This window comes from Chryseobacterium gambrini, from assembly GCF_027920505.1.
Taxonomy (GTDB): domain Bacteria; phylum Bacteroidota; class Bacteroidia; order Flavobacteriales; family Weeksellaceae; genus Chryseobacterium; species Chryseobacterium gambrini.
Map to the genome: position 1 here is coordinate 1092893 of NZ_CP115857.1, position 19977 is coordinate 1112869.

Genomic DNA, 19977 nt, shown 5'->3' on the forward strand with positions numbered 1-19977 from the left:
CCCGCCAACAGCAGAGAATTCATATTTAAATTAACTTAAATTATCTCTGAACAGCTTTCTTCATCGCATCAGGACGAAGAACTCTGTAGCGTACTTCCATATCTTTAGGAACGTAGAAAACCAATGGCAGTTTGCTGTTGTATCTTACGGTTTCCGGCTGTATGTAAACAAATTTTTTCGTCAGTTTCTGATCCGGGCAAGCCATTAAAGTTCCTCCGGTTTCTCCTTTGGATTCTACTTCGTAATAATTGTAGCCCCATCCTTGAAGATCCTGCGTATTGATCTTTCCGATTAAAAAGTGCTTGTTGCAGTCGAGCATTTTTTCTGTTCCTACAAAAAATTCCACTTTAAGGTCATTTTCATTTTTAGCAACCGGAAGCTGAATATAAACCTGCTTAAAACCTTCTTTCGCTTTTGGGAACATTTCGATCTGTAACTTTTCGAATTTTTCTGTTTTCTTTTGTGCAAATGCATTCACTGCTGCAAAGAGCATTAATCCTGAAATAATTGTCTTTGAAAATTTCATAAGTCTTGTATTTATTTTGTAAGTTCATTCAGGACAAAAACCGTTCCAAATTAAACAATTGTTTAACTTTAAATATTATGTTAAGTTTAAAACAATAGATTCATTTAGTCTAACGAAAACATTTACACTAAATTTACATTTTTTATTAAAATAATACATTTATCTTATTTTTATCACAAAATATTGAATAAACATTATTTAATTTTCATATCTTCATCGCAAATAAAAATTAATAACTGTAAAAACACGTTTCAGCATCATATTCTGATTGATGGTTGCGGCTTAAGCAAAAGAAAATTATTTTCATTATCCGTTTTCTTACGGGAAACAATGCTTAAGCGAAATCAGTTCTTCTATCAGAGGATGTATCTGCTTTATAAGAAAACGCCGTTTTGGCTAATAACAAAAAATATGAAAATCTACACTTTTTTACTTTTTACATTGTTTTCAGGTCATCTTTTTTCTCAGAATAATTTTGAGTATGAAAGAACATGGGGAACTTACTTCGGAGCAAACGGCGGTACGCCTGAAGGTATCTTTGCAAATAAAGGAATTCTTTTTGATTCTCAAAGAAATATGCATATGAGAGGACATGTATCAAATACGTTCAGTTACGGAGCTGCCTATTTTAATCAGTTTTTAATAGGTGGTGGCAACCCATATAATAGTCAGCAACAGGGATACAATTTATTTGAGGCTAAAATTTCGTCTATGGGAGTACTTTCGTATTATGGATATCACAATTCTCTCAACAATTTTCTTCTGGAAAATATCGACAGCCAGGATAACAAATATTATATTCTCCATTCTACAGCACCTGCTATTCTGCCAACAGCGGGAGTTTACCTTACTAATGATCCTCAACCATCTTCCACGATGAAAACTATTCTGGTAAAATATTCTCCTTCAGGAACACTTCTATGGGCAAGTTATTTACCAACCTCTAATCGCGCCATAAATATCGAATTTGATGAAGCCGATAACCTGTATATTTCCGGCAGGACAACCATAAACAACAATGTATCTACAGCTGGTGTACTGCAGGAAAACTTTGATCTGGTATTAAGCTCTTCCGGAGATCCGACTCCAAATGATTACTTGCTGAAACTCTCTCCCAGCGGACAAAGAATCTGGGGAACCTACACGCCTTTCGGTATAGGACCTGCCATGAAATATTACAATGGTTCTCTGTATATCATTTCCGGTAAAAACATCAACCCTGCACTGAATACGACCGCTACTCCCGGAGCATATCAAACTTCTGTTACAGCAAGCTCTATTACCAAAATGAATGCTACGAATGGAACAAGAGAATGGGGTACTTATTACGGTCCTTCAGAATCGGTGAACTATTTTTCTCTCGCGGACATTGCGGTAAACGAAACCGGGATCTATATCACCGGAACAGACTACAATTATGATAATGCAAGCTTCTTCGGAACACCTACAAGCTATAAACAGTATGTAACAGGAGGTTCGGATATTTTTCTTTCAAAATTCTCTTTATCCGGCGATCGGGAATGGAGTACCTACTTTGGATCTTCGGCGGAAGATATGAATGAATTTGATAAAGTAATTGCCGTAAACGGAAATGATATTTACATTACCGGTAATACAATTGGTTCAGGAAGCAATATTGCCACAACGGGAAGTTATCAGGCAGCACCGCAACAGAATAATTCAAATTCCGTTAACTTATATTTCGCAAAATTCAACTCTTCAGGAAACCTTGTATGGAGTTCTTATTATGGAGGCACTTCAGATTTTCCTACCTTCGTTGTACCGATTAATGTAGCTTTCAAGGATAATTCGCTGTACTTATTCGGAAGCACAAATTCCAATACCGGATACAGCACGGAAGGTTCATGGATGCCCGTACGAAATCCTGCCAATACCATTGGTTTAACATCATTTATCGCAAGATTTGACAATAAAAGTCTGGGTACTTCTGAAAATGCAGCGATGTCTGACCTCGTTCTGTTTGATAATCCTAATAATGGAAATTTCTCACTTCGCGGAAAAGCTCTTACCAAAGCAGAATGCAGTATAAAAATTTATGATATGGCGGGAAGAATGATTACGGCACAAAAACTCAGCAATGCATATTCCCAACATTTTAACATGCAGAATATCCTGAAAAAAGGAAATTATATTATTGAAATTTCTGCTTCACGCCAATCCTTAAAAACATTTAAAATGACTGTACGCTAAACCGTTGTTTTATCTAAGAGGTTTTAAAATAAGAACACCGCAAATCCACGGATTTGCGGTGTTTTTTCTATTTAATTGCTCTTAATCTCTACGACATCACCTTTCGTATGCGCATTCATCTGCGGAGCGTAATAATTCTGAATTGTGGTAATTCCGTTTGAAAATATTCCGGATGCATTGGCAACGTAATCGTACTCAAAAACATATTTCCCTTTCGGCATCTGTTCAATGTAGAAATTCGTGGAAGCATCTTTGGTCGACTGATAATATCCTAAATTATTCTTCCACTGATACCCCGAAAGTACATCCAAAGGTTCAAATCCTGATGCTCTCATGTCTTTAATATGGATGAATTCCATCGGTCGGTCGGTATTTAAAATCATTCGTACCGTCACTTTATCGCCTACTTTTAATGGAGTTTCCGGAGTGATTTTCTGCAATTCTTCCCCGTTCACGGTTTTTATTTTTCTGTACAATTCTTTGATGATGGACAGATAATTTTCAGAGGATTTGATCTTATCCAGATCTTCATAATATTGCCAGAACAGCCCTCCCTGAACAATTCCTGCGCCCGGTTTTGTGATGGTAACGGTGGCTAAATTTTTATCCAAAACATCCGATTTCACGGTAGATTTCACATAACCCGTCGCCTGAGTCTGTGGCTGAAGCTCTTTTCCGCCCCAAATAATGGTTGCTTTATCGCTTTCCGCATTCGTCCATGATTTTCCTGAATTTAAAATCGTAAAAATAACTTCTGAAGTTCCTCTTGAACTTCCCCATGAATTCACTTCTTTCTGCGTAACAAGCCAGATTTTCAAATCTTCAATGAATTTCTGATCGTTGGGTTTTAATTTGTTAAATGCTTCCAATGCTCCTGCATGATTCACCACTTTCGAGCTGAACCAACCCCAGTCATCAAGATTCTGTTTCCAGTAAACACCCTGCGTTTTTGAATCTACGGAAGTTTCTTTCAGGTAATTTAAAAGTTTATCTGAAACTTCTTTTAATCCATAATCATTCATCAGCAAAGCGGCACGATGCAGTCCGAAGAAGGTAAAATCTGTAATTTTCATCGTTTTTACTTTCTGTTTTACCAAGGATTTTAAAGTGGCTCCTTTTCCTTTTAACGGATATTGTTTTTCCCAGTAATTTCGCGTGTCGAGATAGTCTAAAGTCCAGTTATTGATTACATTTTCTTTTCCCGCACTGAGCGAAGTCGAAGTGTATTTTTCAATTTCATTATCTACGTATTTGATCAGATTTGAAACCATTTCATTCTGTTCGGAATTTTGATAATCTTTTACGTTATCTTTCAGCCAGACATTGATTTTTCCTAAATTTTTAAGAATGTACAATGATGTGGAATATGAACTCGGATAACCTTTATACCACGAAAATCCTCCATCCGGATTCTGGAGTTTCTCTAAATCTTCCCAATCCTGCTGAATGGAGTTTTTCATTGAATTGACATCGAACAGCAAAGCCAGTTTAGCCATCTGCTCTTCTTCATTTTTGCTTTCCAGAACCCACGGTGTTTCTTCCAAAAGCAGTTGTTTCAGTTCCTGATTTTTTTCAAGATTGGAATTCAATAATCCTTTATTCTGATATTCTTCGAAAACGGTTTTCAGCTTCGGATTGGCTTTAAAGATTTCTGATGCCAAAACATCGGCAAACCATTTGTTAAAGATCACATCCGCAGAATTGTTCTGGTCATTTTTCAGGCTCGGAAGCGCAAACATGATCTCCCAGATTGGGTTGGTCGTAAGTTCCAGTGTATTGGAGACATTGGAAATCGTGGTGGAAGTTGAATTTTTAAGGTTTTCCAGTTCAAATGTTTTGGTTTCGCCTTCTTTTACAAAAACCGGAACCGCGTCTGTTACGAGCATTCTGTTCGGTAGAACCGCAATGGCTTTCTGTTCTCCATCGGAATATTGTCCTGCTTTCGCCACCACTTTTAAAATAATGGATGAAACATTTTCCGGAACTTTTATTTTCCATGTCAAAGCTGAATTTCCGTTTTCATTTAATTCAAAGTTCTGAATGCTTGAATTTAAACCAAACAGAGACGAAATATCTTCATTGGTAAATGCATCCAGAATCTGTAAGCTTGCCGAACCGTTTAATTTTTTGTTCGTTAAGTTCGATAGTTTGGACTGGAGATTCAGTTCATCCCCTTCTCTCAAAAATCTTGGGTAGTTTGGCGTTACCGAAAATTCTTTCTGCGTTACGACTTCTTTTTCCAGTGTTCCTGCTTTTGCGTCTTTCGTATGCGCCAAAAACATCAGTTTCCATTTTGTCAGTGCTTCTGGAGAAGTAAATTCGAAGCTTACATTGCCTTCGGAATCGGTTCTTAGATCCGGGTAGAAAAACGCGGTTTCGTTTAGGTTTTGGCGGACGGAAACTTGGGGTAAATCGCTGTGGGTTTCTCCAACAGAAATTCCCCTTTCTTTTTCATCGCCTTTCGCAATTTTATAATGTAATTTTGGTCCTTCAAGTTCATTCAAAACCGCATCTCCGGAATAACCAGACGATCCGCCCACAAACGTTAAACTTTCAGGAATATCTCCCTCATACCAATTGAAACATGGCGGTTCTATTGAAAAAGATCTTACATAAGGAACCTCTTTTGAAGCAAATCTCGCACTAAGATTATATTTAACTTTGTAAGACATTATTGCATAATACGGAACATAATGCTTTTTCCATTTAAAAGTATTTACAGAAAACCGATCTAAAGATCTGTCATACATTGTTGCCAAGGTTTCTGCTGTCAAGCTGAGCGGAGTCGAAGCGTTTTTGTTATTTTCTGTAATTTTTACCGTCCATTTTTCTTTGGAACCCGGTTCAATCTTATCTCTGAAAGTAGTTGTTTCAATAATAAGAGGATTTTCGTTTTCTTCTATTTTAACTGTAACCTCACTATGCTGTACTTCATTGTAAGCAATGATCTGAAACTGAACATTAATTTCTGAAATATTTTTATTTTTAGGAATTTCTACAATATAGTCTAATATACCATTTTTTAATTGCTTTATTTCAGCTATGGTGTTTCCCAGACAATCCTGTAGAAAGATATATACCAAAGCATCAGGAATTGCAGAATATACGTAGATATTGGCTTTTTCACCCCTTAAAAATACCTTTCTTGGATCTACAACATTCAAAAATACCTTTTCTTCTTTCAATGAATTTTTATCCCAAACATTAAAGTACTGAGATGTTTCGATCAACTCTTTATTCTGACTATCATAAAGTTCCAACTCATATCTCCCGACTTCTAATTTTCCTAAATCTAAATTGGCTATCGGTTGTTGGTTATCTGTTTTTGGATCATAGATTTTATCGAGAATCACTTTTTCTATTTGTACCTCTTCTTCATATTCGTCCTCATCAAAATAGTCATGCGGGAACTTGGCTATAAACTCTTCTTTAGAAAATTGTGATAAATTCTGAATTTTATCTTCAAACATCTTTCTAAAAATCCTGTCTGGCGACTTCAGTTTGGAAAGTTTTATATGATATGGCTTTTCAACATCCTGATTATTATAATTTTTTGTTTCAACATTAATTTTTATATTTTCGTCTGTAAAAGCATCTTTAATTTCTTCGGCTTTGATGTAATAAGGAACTGAAGCCACATTTATTTCAACAGAAGCCGACTGTGTTTCTCCATTGATATCCGTAACAGACGCTTCAATTTTAAAGCAGTCTACCTGAAGATCTTTTAAATACATATTTTCTTCAAAAGTTACAGAAATAGTGAATTCTCCGTTCTCATCGGTTTTCACCTTTCCCAGTATAGAATTTCCATAGTAACCGTAACTTTTTTTATAATGGCTGAAGAATTTCCAGCGGATATCGTTCTCTGTAATTTCATAGTTTACAACTATATTACGGAGGGGAATACCTGAAAATGATATTGCTTTTCCATTGAGTTCTAGCGTCTGTCCATATTGATATTCTCCCTTTACGGGCTCAAAAGTAATCTCAAATTTCGGTCTTTTATATTCCTCTACAAGAAAAGTATGAAAACAGTCTGCTCCGTCCTCAATCATTAAAGCAAACGTTCCGTTTAGTTTTCCTTTTGGCAGAACAAAGCTTCCGTGATAAGACCCGAATTCATTGGTTGTAAATTCCTGTGTAGAAATTTCCTCTTCGTTTCCATTCGTTAAAGCTATTTTTTGTTTTAATCCTTCAACAGCCGATTCCTTTTCGTTTTCTATTTTAGTATTAATTACCTTAAAATAAACGGTCTGTCCCGGTCGGTAAATCGCCCGGTCGGTAAAAATCTGCGGTATCGTTTTATTAAGGATATCTCTTGTTTGCTCTTCTGAAAATTTTCTCCCCCATATATCCAGAATTTGAAAATCATTAGTTTTTGGATGATGGACAAGATATTTTCTATATGAATTATTTGCATCTGACGGAATTTTAAAAACACCTAAATCATCTGTTTTTGCATTCAGTTTTACCAAATCCTGATCTCGAAGATATTCGAAAAAAACAATTTCCTCGTTAGGAATCGGTGTTCCATTTTCACTGTTTACCAACCTGAATGATTCCGGAAAATCATTTGCATCTTTATGATGATAAATTATTTTATAATCGGATACTGTGAAAAAATAGTTTTTGACTGAATTGCTTTCAGCTAAATCTTTTGAAGAAAATTCTGCAACATATAATCCCGGTGGTAAAGGTTTAATCTCCAGAGAAGTTTTCATCTCTTCATAAATTTCACAGTGAGGAAGTGTATAATGTTCTTTTCTTATGAGTATTTTTTCAATTTCATGGTAAAATTTTTCTTCTGAACGATAATCTTCTGTATACTTAATAAAAGATTTAAACCCGCCTTTCACTTCATAAATATTCAGAATAAAATCAGAAGTATTACGATATTCTGCCACTATATGAATCGGCTTATTGCTTTGTATCTGTTTTTCGAAATTCAGTCCCAATTCAGGGCAGGTCATTAAATCTTCTTTATATTGAATTTCCTTTAAAAACGGGGAATTGGGAAACTGTTTTTTTGCCTGATCTGCAATTTCAAGAGCTTCTCTGGATTTATCATCATTCCTGTATATTGTCATGATGTCCCGCATCATTAAAACTTTGTAATCTCCGTCAATATTAGATTTCAGAATAGTTTGCAACTGTTGCAGTTTATTCAATTCTTTATCTAACGAACAGAGATAGAGCAATTTTTCGCGCATAAAATACAACTTCGAATTGCCCTCATTTTCATTAATCAATACATCGTAGATTGCAAGAATCTTATTTTCATTTTCTTTCAGTTCGTTCTTCGTAAAAAACCCACCATCTAAAAGAAAATTAATTTTTCTCATTAAATGCCAGTCCTGCAAAGTTCTATAATAAGCAATATCTTCCTCATAACCTCTGAAAAGCAGACTGTATTTTTCAATTGAAATCTTTTTAAGAGATTCTTTTCTCAGGTCGTTTTTTTTGAAACTTTCGGATATATAGTTTTTAAAGTCGAGTACAGTCCATGTTTCAATTTGAGACAGATCCTGAGAATTTAAATTGGTAAGATCTTCTCCTGAAAAAGCTGCATTGAAATAGTCAAGAGCAAAAGTACTGACGAGAATTTCGTACAGTGTTTTTTCCTCTCCTTGTAAGGACTTTCCCGAATCATGCACTTTCTGCAAAAAATGGGAAATTCTATTATTTTCGTTATCTTCAAAATAGCGAGCATAATGTATGCCTGCAAATTCATTTCTAAGAGAAATTATAAGCTGTACCACGTTGGCTTCCATCATATTATTTTTTTAATATTTTTATCGTTATTTAAGAAATTAAAATTAATCTGAATAATGAAAATGGAGAATCGTTTTCGTTTAAATCCCAAATTCATCTTTCTCCCAAATCCATAAATTTATAGTCGGTAATCCGCAGTAAATGGCAATTTCAGGACGATCCAATTGCTCTTCAAGATTTAATTCGTAATTCTTTACCAGCAAATTGACTTCCCTTAAATTAGGCAAAGTATTCAGCACCTTTACGTCTGTAACTTTTGTTTGGTATAAATCCAAGCGCTCTAATTTTTTTAATGCTTCTAATCCTGAAATATCATTTACCTCATAGCTTTCCAATAATGTTAACCATTTCAAATTGGGAAATTTCCAGATTTCTTTCAGATCAATTTTATTCTGAAGAGAAGATAAATCTAGTTTTTCAAGGGATGGCAAGGTTTCAAACGAAGAAAAATTTTTAATCTGACTGTTATCCAGATCCAAAACTTTCAGCTTTTTCAGGGTTTTTAATTGCAGCTTCTTTATGTGTTCAAGCTTCAGAAATTCCAAATTAGGAAACTGGCTCAGCCCTTTCACCGCACAATCTTCATGACTGTAAAAACTCAATCTTTTCAGGGATTTCATTTTTGGAAGCATATTAATATCACATTTCCCGTCACTGCTCATCTCCAAAGATTTTAAACGTTTTAAATGTTCAAATCCCGTACAATATAAATTTGATTCACTGTAGATATTTAAAAACTCCAAGTTTTTCAGATTTCCCAAATCGATAATCTTCTTTGTTTTTTCTATCCTTATTTCTAATTTTTTTAATTTTTTAAAAGTAAGAATAGATTCCACAGTCTGTAACGAAATATTGTAACCTATTTTTAAAGATTCCAATGCTGTAAATTTTTCGATGGGATAGTTTGTGGGTTTATCCTGAGATTCATAAAACTCCAGCTCTTTCAGCTGTTTTTTTAGAGGAAACAGTTTTGAAAAAATTCGGGTATCTTTACTATCTTTTCCAAAACCGTTTAATTCAAAACTTGTCAAATTAGGAAAATGCTTAAAATAACTATGTTTTTTAATCGCTGAATCTCTAACCTCTACGCTCTGGATTTGTTTTGCAATGGATAAAAATGCATCCACATAAAACTTAGATTTATCAAATGTGAGATGATGCAACCTTTCAAATTTTTCCAGATTATCAATTTTTTTTCCTTTAAAATTGGTAAAATGTATGTGATTAATATAATTTCTGATCCCTAATATGTTTTTTAGATCGAGCTGCTTTTTATCTTTCACGAAAACAACACAGGTAATTTTTTTATTAAAAGGATTTTCCAATTTCCTTATGTCTTCAACTATCGTATCATTATCGAATCCAATTTCTTCAAGCTCCTTAAGCTCAGAAATTCCTTCAAAATTTCCTATACGGCAGTTTACAAAATCAATATCCCCCACCGATTTTTTAAAGGGTATAAAAGAAATATCTTTAAACTGCGAGTCGGAAATGCTAATCCTGTAAATTGATTTCTCTTTTATTTTTCTTGGATGATAGGTGAAGGTTATTTTATCAAGATATAATGCAGAAATTCCTTCTATATTGCTTAGCTCCTGAATGTTTTCAATATGACAGTTTTCAATAGAAAAGCTATGGTGTCCTTTACTAACTGATGTAGGAAAGCAATTCAGCCCGCTTGCATCAAAATTCATATTAGAAAAATGAATTTCACTTGGAAAGTCTCTCGTTACCTCACAGTCATTGTTTGTGAACGTCACATTATCCAAATGAAAAGAATAACAATTCTCCAACTTCAATAATTCTGAAAAATTGGAAATGGAAGAATCGCTGACATACAATCTTCCTACATTCCTGATCCACGGCAAGATGATAGAAAAATCGTCAATTGTTAAATTTTTGAGCTCTATTCTTGATCTTGCATAATCTTCCCAAGGTTCTTCCCCTAAAATTTCTTTTAATCTTTTATAAGCTTCTGATGTTTTATCTGTTTGCTGATTTTCTTTCATTTTGAGTGGTTATTCTGTTTAAATATTAATTTTACTTTACTTCTTACGGATCATTTAAATTCCAAATTCATCTTTCTCCCAAATCCATAAATTTACGCTTGGCAATCCACAGTAAATGGCAATTTCCGGACGATCCAATTGTGATTCAAGATTAAGTTCTTTGGAATTATTCACTAATAAATTGACTTCCCTTAAATTAGGCAAAGTATTCAGCACCTTTACGTCTGTAACTTTTGTTTGGTATAAATCCAAGCGCTCTAATTTTTTTAATGCTTCTAATCCTGAAATATCATTTACCTCATAGCTTTCCAATAATGTTAACCATTTCAAATTGGGAAATTTCGATATTTCTTTTAAATTAATATTACCCTGAATACTTGATAAATCTAGTCTTTCCAGGGAAGGTAAGGTTTCAAACGAAGAAAAATCTTTAATTCTGCTATTGTCCAAATCCAACACTTTTAGCTTTTTCAAGTTTTTCAGTTGCAGTTTCTTAACTCCCTTTAGTCTCAGAAATTCTAAATTCGGAAAGTGACTCAAATCTTTAATGTGAGTATCATAAGCGGAAAAGCTCAATCTTTTTAAGGACTTCATAGTTGGAAGCGTTTTCAAATCAAATTTTCTATCATTGACTATTTGCAATGATTTTAGACGTTTCAGATTTTCAAATCCAGTAAATTTTACTCTTGAATTAAAAATTAAAAACTCCAGCTTTTTTAAATTTCCTAAGTCGAAGACCTGTTTTGATTTTTCGATACTTATATCTAATTTTTTCAGCTTTTTTAATTTCAGAATGGATTCAGCAGTCTTTACCGAAACCTCAGACCCAACATCCAAAGTTTCCAATACCGTAAATTGTCCCAACGGATAGGCTTCCCGTTTTTTCCGTTCATCAGAAGATTCATAAAAGTTTAGCTCTTTCAGCTGTTTTTTTAGTGGCAACAGTTTTGAAAAATTTTGTATGTTTTTACTATCTCTTGAAAAACATCTCGATTCAACGCTTATCAAGTTCGAAAAATGTTTGAAATAAGTATGCTTTTTGATCTCAGAATCTCTAAGATCTATACTTGTGATTTGTTTTGCAATAGATAAAAATGCATCTACATAAAATTCAGATTTATCAAATGAAAGAGCTTTCACCATTTCAAACTTTTCAAGATCCTTTATTTTTTTTACTTTAAAATTGGTAAAGCTTAATGTATTAATATAATTTCTGATCGATACTGCATTTTTTAAACGAAATGGTTTTTCCGCCTTAATGAAATGACAGGTAATTTCTTTATTGAAAGGGTTTTCAAATTGACTTTCATCTTTAACAAGTGTATTTGTATCAATTTGAATCTTTTTAAGCTTTTCAAATTCAGAAATTCCTTTAAAGTTTCCTATTTTACAATTTTTAAAATCAATTCTTCCTACAGATTTTTTAAATGGTATAAAAGAAATATCTTCAAACTTCGAGTTGAAAATATGGATCATGTAAATTGATTTTTCTTTTACTTTGGTGGGGTTACAAGTAAAAGTTATGCTGTCGAGATGTAATGAATAAAGTCCTTTTATATTATTGATTTCCTGAACATTATCAATATGGCAGTTAGTAATGAAAAGATGCTTATGCCCTTTACCGGATGACGATATATGAAAACTGTTAAAACAACCTGCGTCAAAGCTCATATTTGAAAATCGGATTTCGTAAGGAAATCCTTTGGTTACATTACATTCGTTGTTTCTGAAAGTCACATTATCCAGAGTGAAACTGGAGCAACGCTCTATTTTTAACAATTCGGAAAAATTGGCAATGGTACAGTTGGTAAGTTTTACTTTTGTTACTTTAACAAGATACGGTAAAAACTTAGAAAAATCCTCAATATCTACGTCTTGGAGGTGTAAATATTGAAGTAAATTATATTTTAGGTAGTCTTCCGGTTTTATTCCTAAGATTTCTTCGATTTTCTGCGTTTCTTCATCCAAAACCGTTGATCTATTTATTTGATTTTCTATATTTTCAGTACTCATCGTTTACATGTTTTTATGATTATTATTTAAATGAAAAATTCTTCTATTCAGCTATGAAAACGTTTTTAATAATCGTATGATATATCTGCTTCAGCAATTGCATTAATCTCAAATTTCAGTAAAAAGATCACAGGTGGATTTAATCTTTACAACTTTTTCAGCTCAATAGAATTCTGCAAATAAAGCACAAAAGAGAGTAACAACAAAGCGGAATAAAAAATCCTTAGATTAATTTTTAACCTAAGGATTTGTTTATTGATAAATCTATCTTTTTACTCCAGACTAAATTCATCCGAAATCACACTCTCCGAGTTTCCGCCTACCATTACTTTAAATGCTCCTTCTTCTACAATAAAGTTTCCGGAATTATCATAAAAACCGAGTTCTTTTTCAGTTAAATTAAAGGTGATCTTTTTACTTTCGCCGGATTTCAGTTCTACGATCTGGAAGCCTTTTAATTCTTTTACAGGTCTGGCTACGGAAGCAAATTCGTCCTGAATATACAACTGAGCCACTTCTCTTCCATCGTATTTTCCTGTATTTTTTAGGGTAAAAGTTACCTGAATATTTTCTCCTTTTGAAAACAATTTTTTATTGATTTTTAAATCGGAATATTCAAATTTTGTATAACTTAATCCAAATCCGAACGGATAAAGCGGTGTTTTTTCTACATCGGAATAATGGCTCCAGAACACATTTTTATCTTTGTCAAAAGGTCTTCCGGTATTAAGATGATTGTAATAAACAGGAATCTGACCTACGTTTCTCGGGAATGTCATGGGTAATTTTCCACTTGGATTGTAATCTCCGTAAAGAACCTGCGAAACGGCGTTTCCTGCCTGTGTTCCCAAATGCCACGCTTCTACAATGGCAGGTATATTTTCTGAAGCCCAGTTGATGGTTAAAGGTCTTCCGTTGTTTAAAACGAGCACGATATTGGGATTTACTTTAAAAATTTCTTTTAAAAATTCTTCCTGAAGTCCGGGTAAATCTATGTTTGTTCGGCTTCTTGCTTCTCCGGACGAAAATCCGTGTTCTCCCAAAACCATCACGATAACATCGGCATTTTTAGCGGCATTTTTTGCTTCTTCCAGACCTTTTCTGTCGGTGGTATTATAATTCACTTCGGTAAGGAAAGTAGGTTCGGAGGTTGTTAATTTTGGTCCTTCCACAAAATTAAGCTGATTACCTTTGTAGGCTTTCATACCTTCCAGAACAGAAACTGCGGTATTGTTGTCTGCTGCAATTCTCCAGCTTCCGAGAGGGGAATTTTTACTTTCTGCCAAAGAACCCAGAAGGAGAATTTTTTGTCCTGATTTTTTAAGCGGAAGAAGATTTTTTTCGTTTTTAAGAAGAACAATGGATTTTTTTGCCATATCCAGAACGGCTTCATGGTTTGCCGTGCTTCCAATTGTTTCCTTTTCACGCTTCTCATCGAGAAAACGATAAGGATCATCGAAGAGTCCCAGTTCAAATTTAACGCGAAGAATTCTTCTTACGGCATCATCTATATAGCTTTCTTTAACTTTTCCCTGTTTTACCAAATCAATAAGGTAAGGGAAATAGATTCCACTCTCCATATCCATGTCTGTTCCTGCCTCTACAGCAGATTTTGCCGCTGCTTTTTCATCTTTTGAAAATCCCCAAGAAATCATCTCACGGATAGAAGCCCAATCCGATACCACAAAACCGGAAAAATTCCATTTGTTTTTCAGCACATCTCTCAAAAGATATCTGTCGGCTGTTGCAGGAGTTCCGTTGATGGTATTGAATGAATTCATCACACTTCTTATTCCCGCGTCCACAGCGGATTTGAAAGGCGGCAACACCTGATTGAATAAAGTATTGTTTCCGATTTCCACGGCATTATATTCCAGTCCGGCTTCTACAAAACCGTACGCTGCAAAATGTTTTGCGGTGGCTGCAATTCTTAACGGAGATCTGAAGGTGTTATCTCCCTGAAAACCTTTTACGCGTGCTGCTGCAATTTTCCCTCCTAAAAAAGGATCTTCTCCGGCTCCTTCCATCACTCTTCCCCATCTTGCATCTCTGGAAATATCCATCATGGGACCGAATGTCCAGTTGATTCCAGATGCGGCAGCTTCTGAGGCAGCAACTTCCGCAGATTTTTCGATGGCTTTGAGATCCCAGCTTGCCGCTTCTGCCAAAGGAATTGGCGAAATCGTTTTGTATCCGTGAATAACATCAAAACCAATAATTAGTGGAATGCCGAGTCTTGTCTGTTCCACAGCGATCTTCTGAACTGCTTTTACTTCTTTTACTCCGCGAACGGTAAGCATAGAGCCTACCAGTCCTTTTTTTATATTTTCATATTTTTCTTCAGCACTTCCTCCGACGGGAGCAGGTCCCGTAACATCCCAGAAACCGTTGTACTGATTCATCTGCCCTACTTTTTCTTCCAGTGTCATTTTAGACATCAGAACATTGATCTTCTTTTCTGTTTCGGGGTTGAGTTTTTGCTGTGCGCTGACTGTGTTCACTGTAATGATGCTTATTATGGTGATGATTACTATTTTGGTTATTTTCATTTTATTTTTGATTATTCTTTGTTGATCATGATGCTTAATTTTAAAGTAAAGTCCTCAGCTAAGAACTCAGGTTTTTTTAACGGTAAAAAATTAATGACAACCCCAATTTATGAATAATAGTTTCTAAAATTCAACACAAAATAAATCTTTAGTGTGTTGAAAATTCTTTCAAATTAAAAGTTCTGATTGTTGAATTCTTCTACTTCATTTTCTCAGTTGAAAAGCTGGAAGCGGGCAATTCAGACTTATTAAATAAATCAGTAACTGCGGTGTTGCTCCAGTCATATCTTACATTGACAGGGTTTTTCACTTCTTTGGATTCTAAGATGATCTGATTTCCCTTTATAACTGCGGTTGCCGGAACAAATTGCCCCTCCGTTCCTGCGATTTCAAAAAGTTTTGATTCTTTATTTTTAAAATGCAGTCCGTCTGCAAAATCAAAAGATAAAATAGCTTTATTTCCTTTGTATTCTACGTTTTTAAGCTTCGGACTTTCTACAAGACCATTATTTTTGCCGTATACATTTTTCAGAATGAGGTTTGCCATTCTTATCCCGACCGGTTTTTTATTTTTTGGATGAATATCGTCTGTTCTGTCGAGATCTGAGGTAATGACAAGACCTGAATTTTTAACGGTTTCTGAAACTGTTCTCTGGGAATTCTGAATTTTAACGGTAGTATCGCCCCAACCTGTATATTTGGCAATCTGAATGATGTAAAACGGAAATTCTTCTCCTTTGGCTTGTCTCCAAGACTGTATCATGGAAGAAAGCAGGTCTGTATATCCTTCAGCATTTCCCGTATTAGTTTCACCCTGATACCAGAGTGCGCCTTTTATTTTATACAAATTCAGAGGGAAAATCATTGCATTGTACGCTCCGCTCATCTGTGACGGATAATATTCTGAACTTCCCAATTTTTTGTAATTGTCTGCCAATTGAGGATTTTGCCTGAATACATTCTCCGGAGTCCAAAGCTCTGCAGGACTTCCTCCCCAGGTGGAAGAAATAATTCCTACCGGAACACCGTTGAGATTTTCCTGTATTTTTTGGGCAAAGAAATAGCCTATTGCACTAAAGTTTTTCATGGTATCGGGATTGCAGGAAACCCAGCTTCCAAACAAATTATTCTGTGGATAGGATGATGAGAGTTTCGGAACGGTGAAAAATCTTATGTCCGAAAAATTGGCTTTGGTAATTTCTGCATCGGCATCTTTCATTCCCCAAGCCGGCGTGTATTCCATATTAGACTGTCCGGAAATCAGCCATACTTCACCCAGCATTACGTTTTTAAGCTTTACTTCATTGTAGCCTTTCAGGGTAACAGTGTAAGGTCCGCCTTCTTTTCCTGTTGGTATGATGAATTTAAAAACAGCGTCATTCCCTGTCACAACTTTATATTCTTTGTCAAGAAAATCTCCTTTCAGGATAATCTCTTCTTTCGGATTGGCATTTCCCCAAATAACGATTTCTGCATTACGCTGCAGCACCATATTGTCTGTAAAAATTGCCGGAAGATTAATGTTGGCAAAAAGCAAGTTTGTTAAAAATAATGAGAAAAGACTTATTATAAATTTCATGTGAGATAGATTAAAGCTTAATTAGGTAAGTATTTCTGTAAAAAAGGAATTAACTGGTTTGCCATTATCTGGTCGTCTTCTTTACTTGGATGATATCCGCATCCTTTCGGAATCATTGCCTTAAATTCAAATATTTCGATTGGCTGATGTTTTTTATCATTTCTGAAAGAATTTTTCACGGCATTTAAACATTCTACCAAAAGTTTATTATTCTCCCCTGAAACCATCGGACTGTTTAATAAAACAATTTTGGTGTCGGGATATTTTTTGTAGATATTCTGAACGAATTCCACATAATTTCCGATGAATTTTTCTTTATTAAAAGGTAAACGGTCTTTTTTGCCATCGCCATTCGACAGATCATTCGTTCCCAAACATATACTCACCAGATCAGGCTGATAATCGTTGCCGAAAAGTTCCGGCTCGGAAGTTCTCAGATAAAGATAAGGATAAACATCGGGCAGAATATTTTCTTCCAATTTTTCAGAATTCCAGTTTCTGTACATCCCATATCCTGAAACAGAACTTAAAAGATAATCTGCTCCCAAAATTCTGGCTGCTACAGGACCATAAGCAAAATACGCATTATGCTGATCAAACCACTGTCCTTTTCCGCATGGGAGTCCACTTTCATCATTTCCGAATCCGCAGGTAATAGAATCTCCTATGAATTCAATTTTTTTTCCAGGTTTCGGCTGAAAAGAGACAGCATCGATTCCGCTGCCGTCAAAATAGACTTCTCCCATTGCTGCTTCCGTTGCCTTAACGATTTTGATGGTGTGTACTTTCAGATTTTTGTCTGAAACATCGTAAGTAAATTTTTTAATCTCGTTATTGTCTATTTTAAATCTGCCGATGTATTTACCGTCCAGTTCAATGGAAACATAGTTGTAATAGCCTTGGAAAGGGATATTTTTCAATCCGAAACTTACGGAATTTCCGGTAAACTGAAATTCGGTATAAGATCCGGGACCAATAAGTTTACCTTCGTTAAAATAAGACTGAAGCACTCTTCCGTGCCAGTAAAATTTCTGAAGATAGTTTCCTCTGTCGTCAAACTGTTTAAGATATTCTCTTGTTCTTATTCCGGATTCGTTAAGATCGGATAAATTCCAGTTTCCTTCGGAAGAAGCGGTAGGAAGAAGCATGGAGCAGGTTTCTTTTTTGTCGGAAACCGACCATGTAATCCAGCTCAGCTTATTTTTATTCATCCAGCTAAAATAGCTCTGCCATTCAGGATAATTAAATTTTCCATCTCCGGTAGCTTCCATTCCTGCAGACTCTGAAATGAAAACAGGAATGCCCGATTTTATGGCTTCATCGGTTCTGTCGCGCAGCCATTTTCCATGAGTTCCTGCATAAAAATGCACGGTGTACATGATATTTTTTTTGTCTTTTAAGGGATTTTTCTGAACCAGATCTATTCTTTGATCCCATTCCGGACAGCCTACGAGAATAATGTTGTCGGCATCATTTTTTCTGATGGTCTTTACAATTTCTTCCGCGTAACTTTTAACTTCTTCCCAGGATTGTTTTTCAGGCTCGTTGAAAACTTCATAGATCACGTTCGGGTATTTACCGTATTTTTTGGATATTGTATTAAAGAATTCTTTCGCTTCTTTTGTATGAATTTTATGAGCATGCCAATCGATAATTACATAGATGCCTTCTTTAATGGCAGCATCAATCACCGTTTCTATACTTTTGAGATTTGCCTTAGGATTTTGCAGATAAGCACCTTCAGGATCAATTCCCATGGAAGCACGGACAACGTTTACGTTCCAGTCATCTTTCAGCCATTTTACGGTTTTCGGGGTATAAAATCGGGGATGAAAATTGCTCCAGCCGAAACTGGTGCCCACTAATCTCACAGGTTTGCCTTTTGCATCGGAAAGCTGGGTTCCCACCACCTGAAGATTTCCGATTTCCTTTACAGGATTTCCTGCAAATGTAAATATGGAAATTAAAATGAATAGAAGTGTAATGCGTGAAGATTTCATTTTTGCTTTTTTAATGTTATATCTGTTTGAACCAATTTCAAATTTAGTTACAAAAGACAATGATTAATCGTTTATTAAAATATTTAAACTACAAATAGTCCTGTTTAATTTTAATTGTTGTCTTACTAATGGACTATGCATCATTATTTGTACAGATTCATTTTTCCGGCTTCTTTTTCAAATAATGTTTTTTTATCCTTATAGAATTTTAAAAAATCTTTTTCCGAAGGATGTCCTTTGAAAGGCAGATAATATTCCACTTCATTATTTCCCGGTTTGAAGCCTGCATTTCTCCAGAATAGTACATAGGAAAATGTATGCTTATCGAAAACAGGTTTCAGAATTTTCGTAAACCATTCTGAATCCGGAATCTGGTTATATCCTATTTCGCCGATAGCTGAAATTTTATTATGTTTTTCTGCTGCCTGATTCATTGCGGAAATAAGAACATCCAGTTTTTCTGCAAACTTTTTTCCTTCATCTACCGAACCTCTCTGATAAGCATCAAAAGACATCATATCTACATAGCTGTCTCCCGGATAGCGTTTCAGGAATTCTTCAGGGGTAGAATATTCAACGCTGGTGTTATAAACTGAAATCAGGTGATGCAGTTTTTTTTCATTTTTTAAATAATCTAAAGAAAACCTGTACAATTCTTTATATTCTTCATCTGAAGCCGATTTCGCACCCCACCAGAACCATGTTCCGGTATGTTCATGAAAGGGCCTCCACAGAATAGGAATCGGGGTTCCGTTATCGTCTTTTAAATCCGCTAAAAAATCGGCTATTTTATCAAGATAAGAGAGAAAAACGGAATGTTTATCTCCGCCTTCCAAAATACTTTTTATGGAGGTATTGGAAAAATCCCATGCATTGCCCCCTGTTATGGGATTGTTGGAGTGCCAACTTATGGTAATGATTCCGCCACGGCGATAACCTTCTTTTATGAATTCTTTTATTTTACTGAACGGAACACCATCAAGATTCTCTGTTTTTCCCAATTCCAGATTTCCAAGTTCCCAGCCGTATACTGCGGGATGATCTTTTACCACTTCTTTAACATCACTTCTTCCCTGTTGGTATTTCCAGTAAACGCCATACGCCAAATCATCCTGATGTCCTATGAAATAGCCTTTTCGCTGTGCTTTTGCCAGATTTTGATACAGATTCTGTGTTTCCTGTGTCGCTTTCTCGTCAGACAGTCTGAACTGGGCATTTGCAAAATACAAAGCCGAAAGAAAAGCTAACGAGAAAAATTTTGTAGGAAAAATTTTCATAGTAAAGAAATGTAAATAAGGATTTTTAATTCTCCGTTATT

General features: G+C 35.1%; 9 protein-coding genes. 1 reads left to right on the top strand and 8 read right to left on the bottom strand.

Features of this window, described 5'->3' with window-relative positions; genetic code table 11:
* Nucleotides 1–40: 40 nt before the first annotated feature.
* Nucleotides 41–526 carry a serine protease inhibitor ecotin gene (eco, locus tag PFY09_RS04870; protein WP_271161615.1) on the bottom strand — a complete coding sequence of 162 codons (486 nt, stop codon included), beginning with the start codon at nt 524–526 and terminating at the stop codon, nt 41–43.
* 411 nt (nt 527–937) lie between these two features.
* Here eco and PFY09_RS04875 point away from each other — a divergent pair, with 411 nt between their 5' ends.
* Nucleotides 938–2737, top strand: coding sequence for a T9SS type A sorting domain-containing protein (locus tag PFY09_RS04875; RefSeq protein WP_271161616.1), 1800 nt, complete (start codon nt 938–940; stop codon nt 2735–2737).
* A 71-nt stretch (nt 2738–2808) separates the two neighbouring features.
* On the opposite strand, the gene PFY09_RS04880 is transcribed toward PFY09_RS04875, so the two are convergent.
* The 7 genes from PFY09_RS04880 to PFY09_RS04910 all read right to left on the bottom strand — a co-directional run bounded on the left by PFY09_RS04880 (nt 2809) and on the right by PFY09_RS04910 (nt 19936).
* Nucleotides 2809–8511, bottom strand: coding sequence for an alpha-2-macroglobulin family protein (locus tag PFY09_RS04880; protein WP_271161617.1), 5703 nt, complete (start codon nt 8509–8511; stop codon nt 2809–2811).
* Nucleotides 8512–8589: 78 nt separating this feature from the next.
* Nucleotides 8590–10518, bottom strand: a complete 1929-nt coding sequence (locus PFY09_RS04885) for a leucine-rich repeat domain-containing protein (protein WP_271161618.1) — start codon at nt 10516–10518, stop codon at nt 8590–8592.
* A 54-nt stretch (nt 10519–10572) separates the two neighbouring features.
* Nucleotides 10573–11994 (bottom strand): leucine-rich repeat domain-containing protein, encoded by a 1422-nt coding sequence (locus tag PFY09_RS04890; RefSeq protein WP_271161619.1) that lies wholly within the window; start codon nt 11992–11994, stop codon nt 10573–10575.
* A gap of 809 nt (nt 11995–12803) precedes the next feature.
* Nucleotides 12804–15080, bottom strand: a complete 2277-nt coding sequence (bglX, locus tag PFY09_RS04895; RefSeq protein ID WP_271161620.1) for a beta-glucosidase BglX — start codon at nt 15078–15080, stop codon at nt 12804–12806.
* 199 nt (nt 15081–15279) lie between these two features.
* Nucleotides 15280–16659 (bottom strand): sialate O-acetylesterase, encoded by a 1380-nt coding sequence (locus tag PFY09_RS04900; RefSeq protein ID WP_271161621.1) that lies wholly within the window; start codon nt 16657–16659, stop codon nt 15280–15282.
* Nucleotides 16660–16676: 17 nt separating this feature from the next.
* Nucleotides 16677–18659, bottom strand: a complete 1983-nt coding sequence (locus PFY09_RS04905) for a cellulase family glycosylhydrolase (RefSeq protein ID WP_271161622.1) — start codon at nt 18657–18659, stop codon at nt 16677–16679.
* Nucleotides 18660–18802: 143 nt separating this feature from the next.
* The gene (locus PFY09_RS04910) at nt 18803–19936 is read right to left on the bottom strand and encodes a glycoside hydrolase family 26 protein (protein WP_271161623.1); all 1134 of its coding nucleotides are present in this window, start codon (nt 19934–19936) and stop codon (nt 18803–18805) included.
* Nucleotides 19937–19977 lie beyond the last annotated feature (41 nt).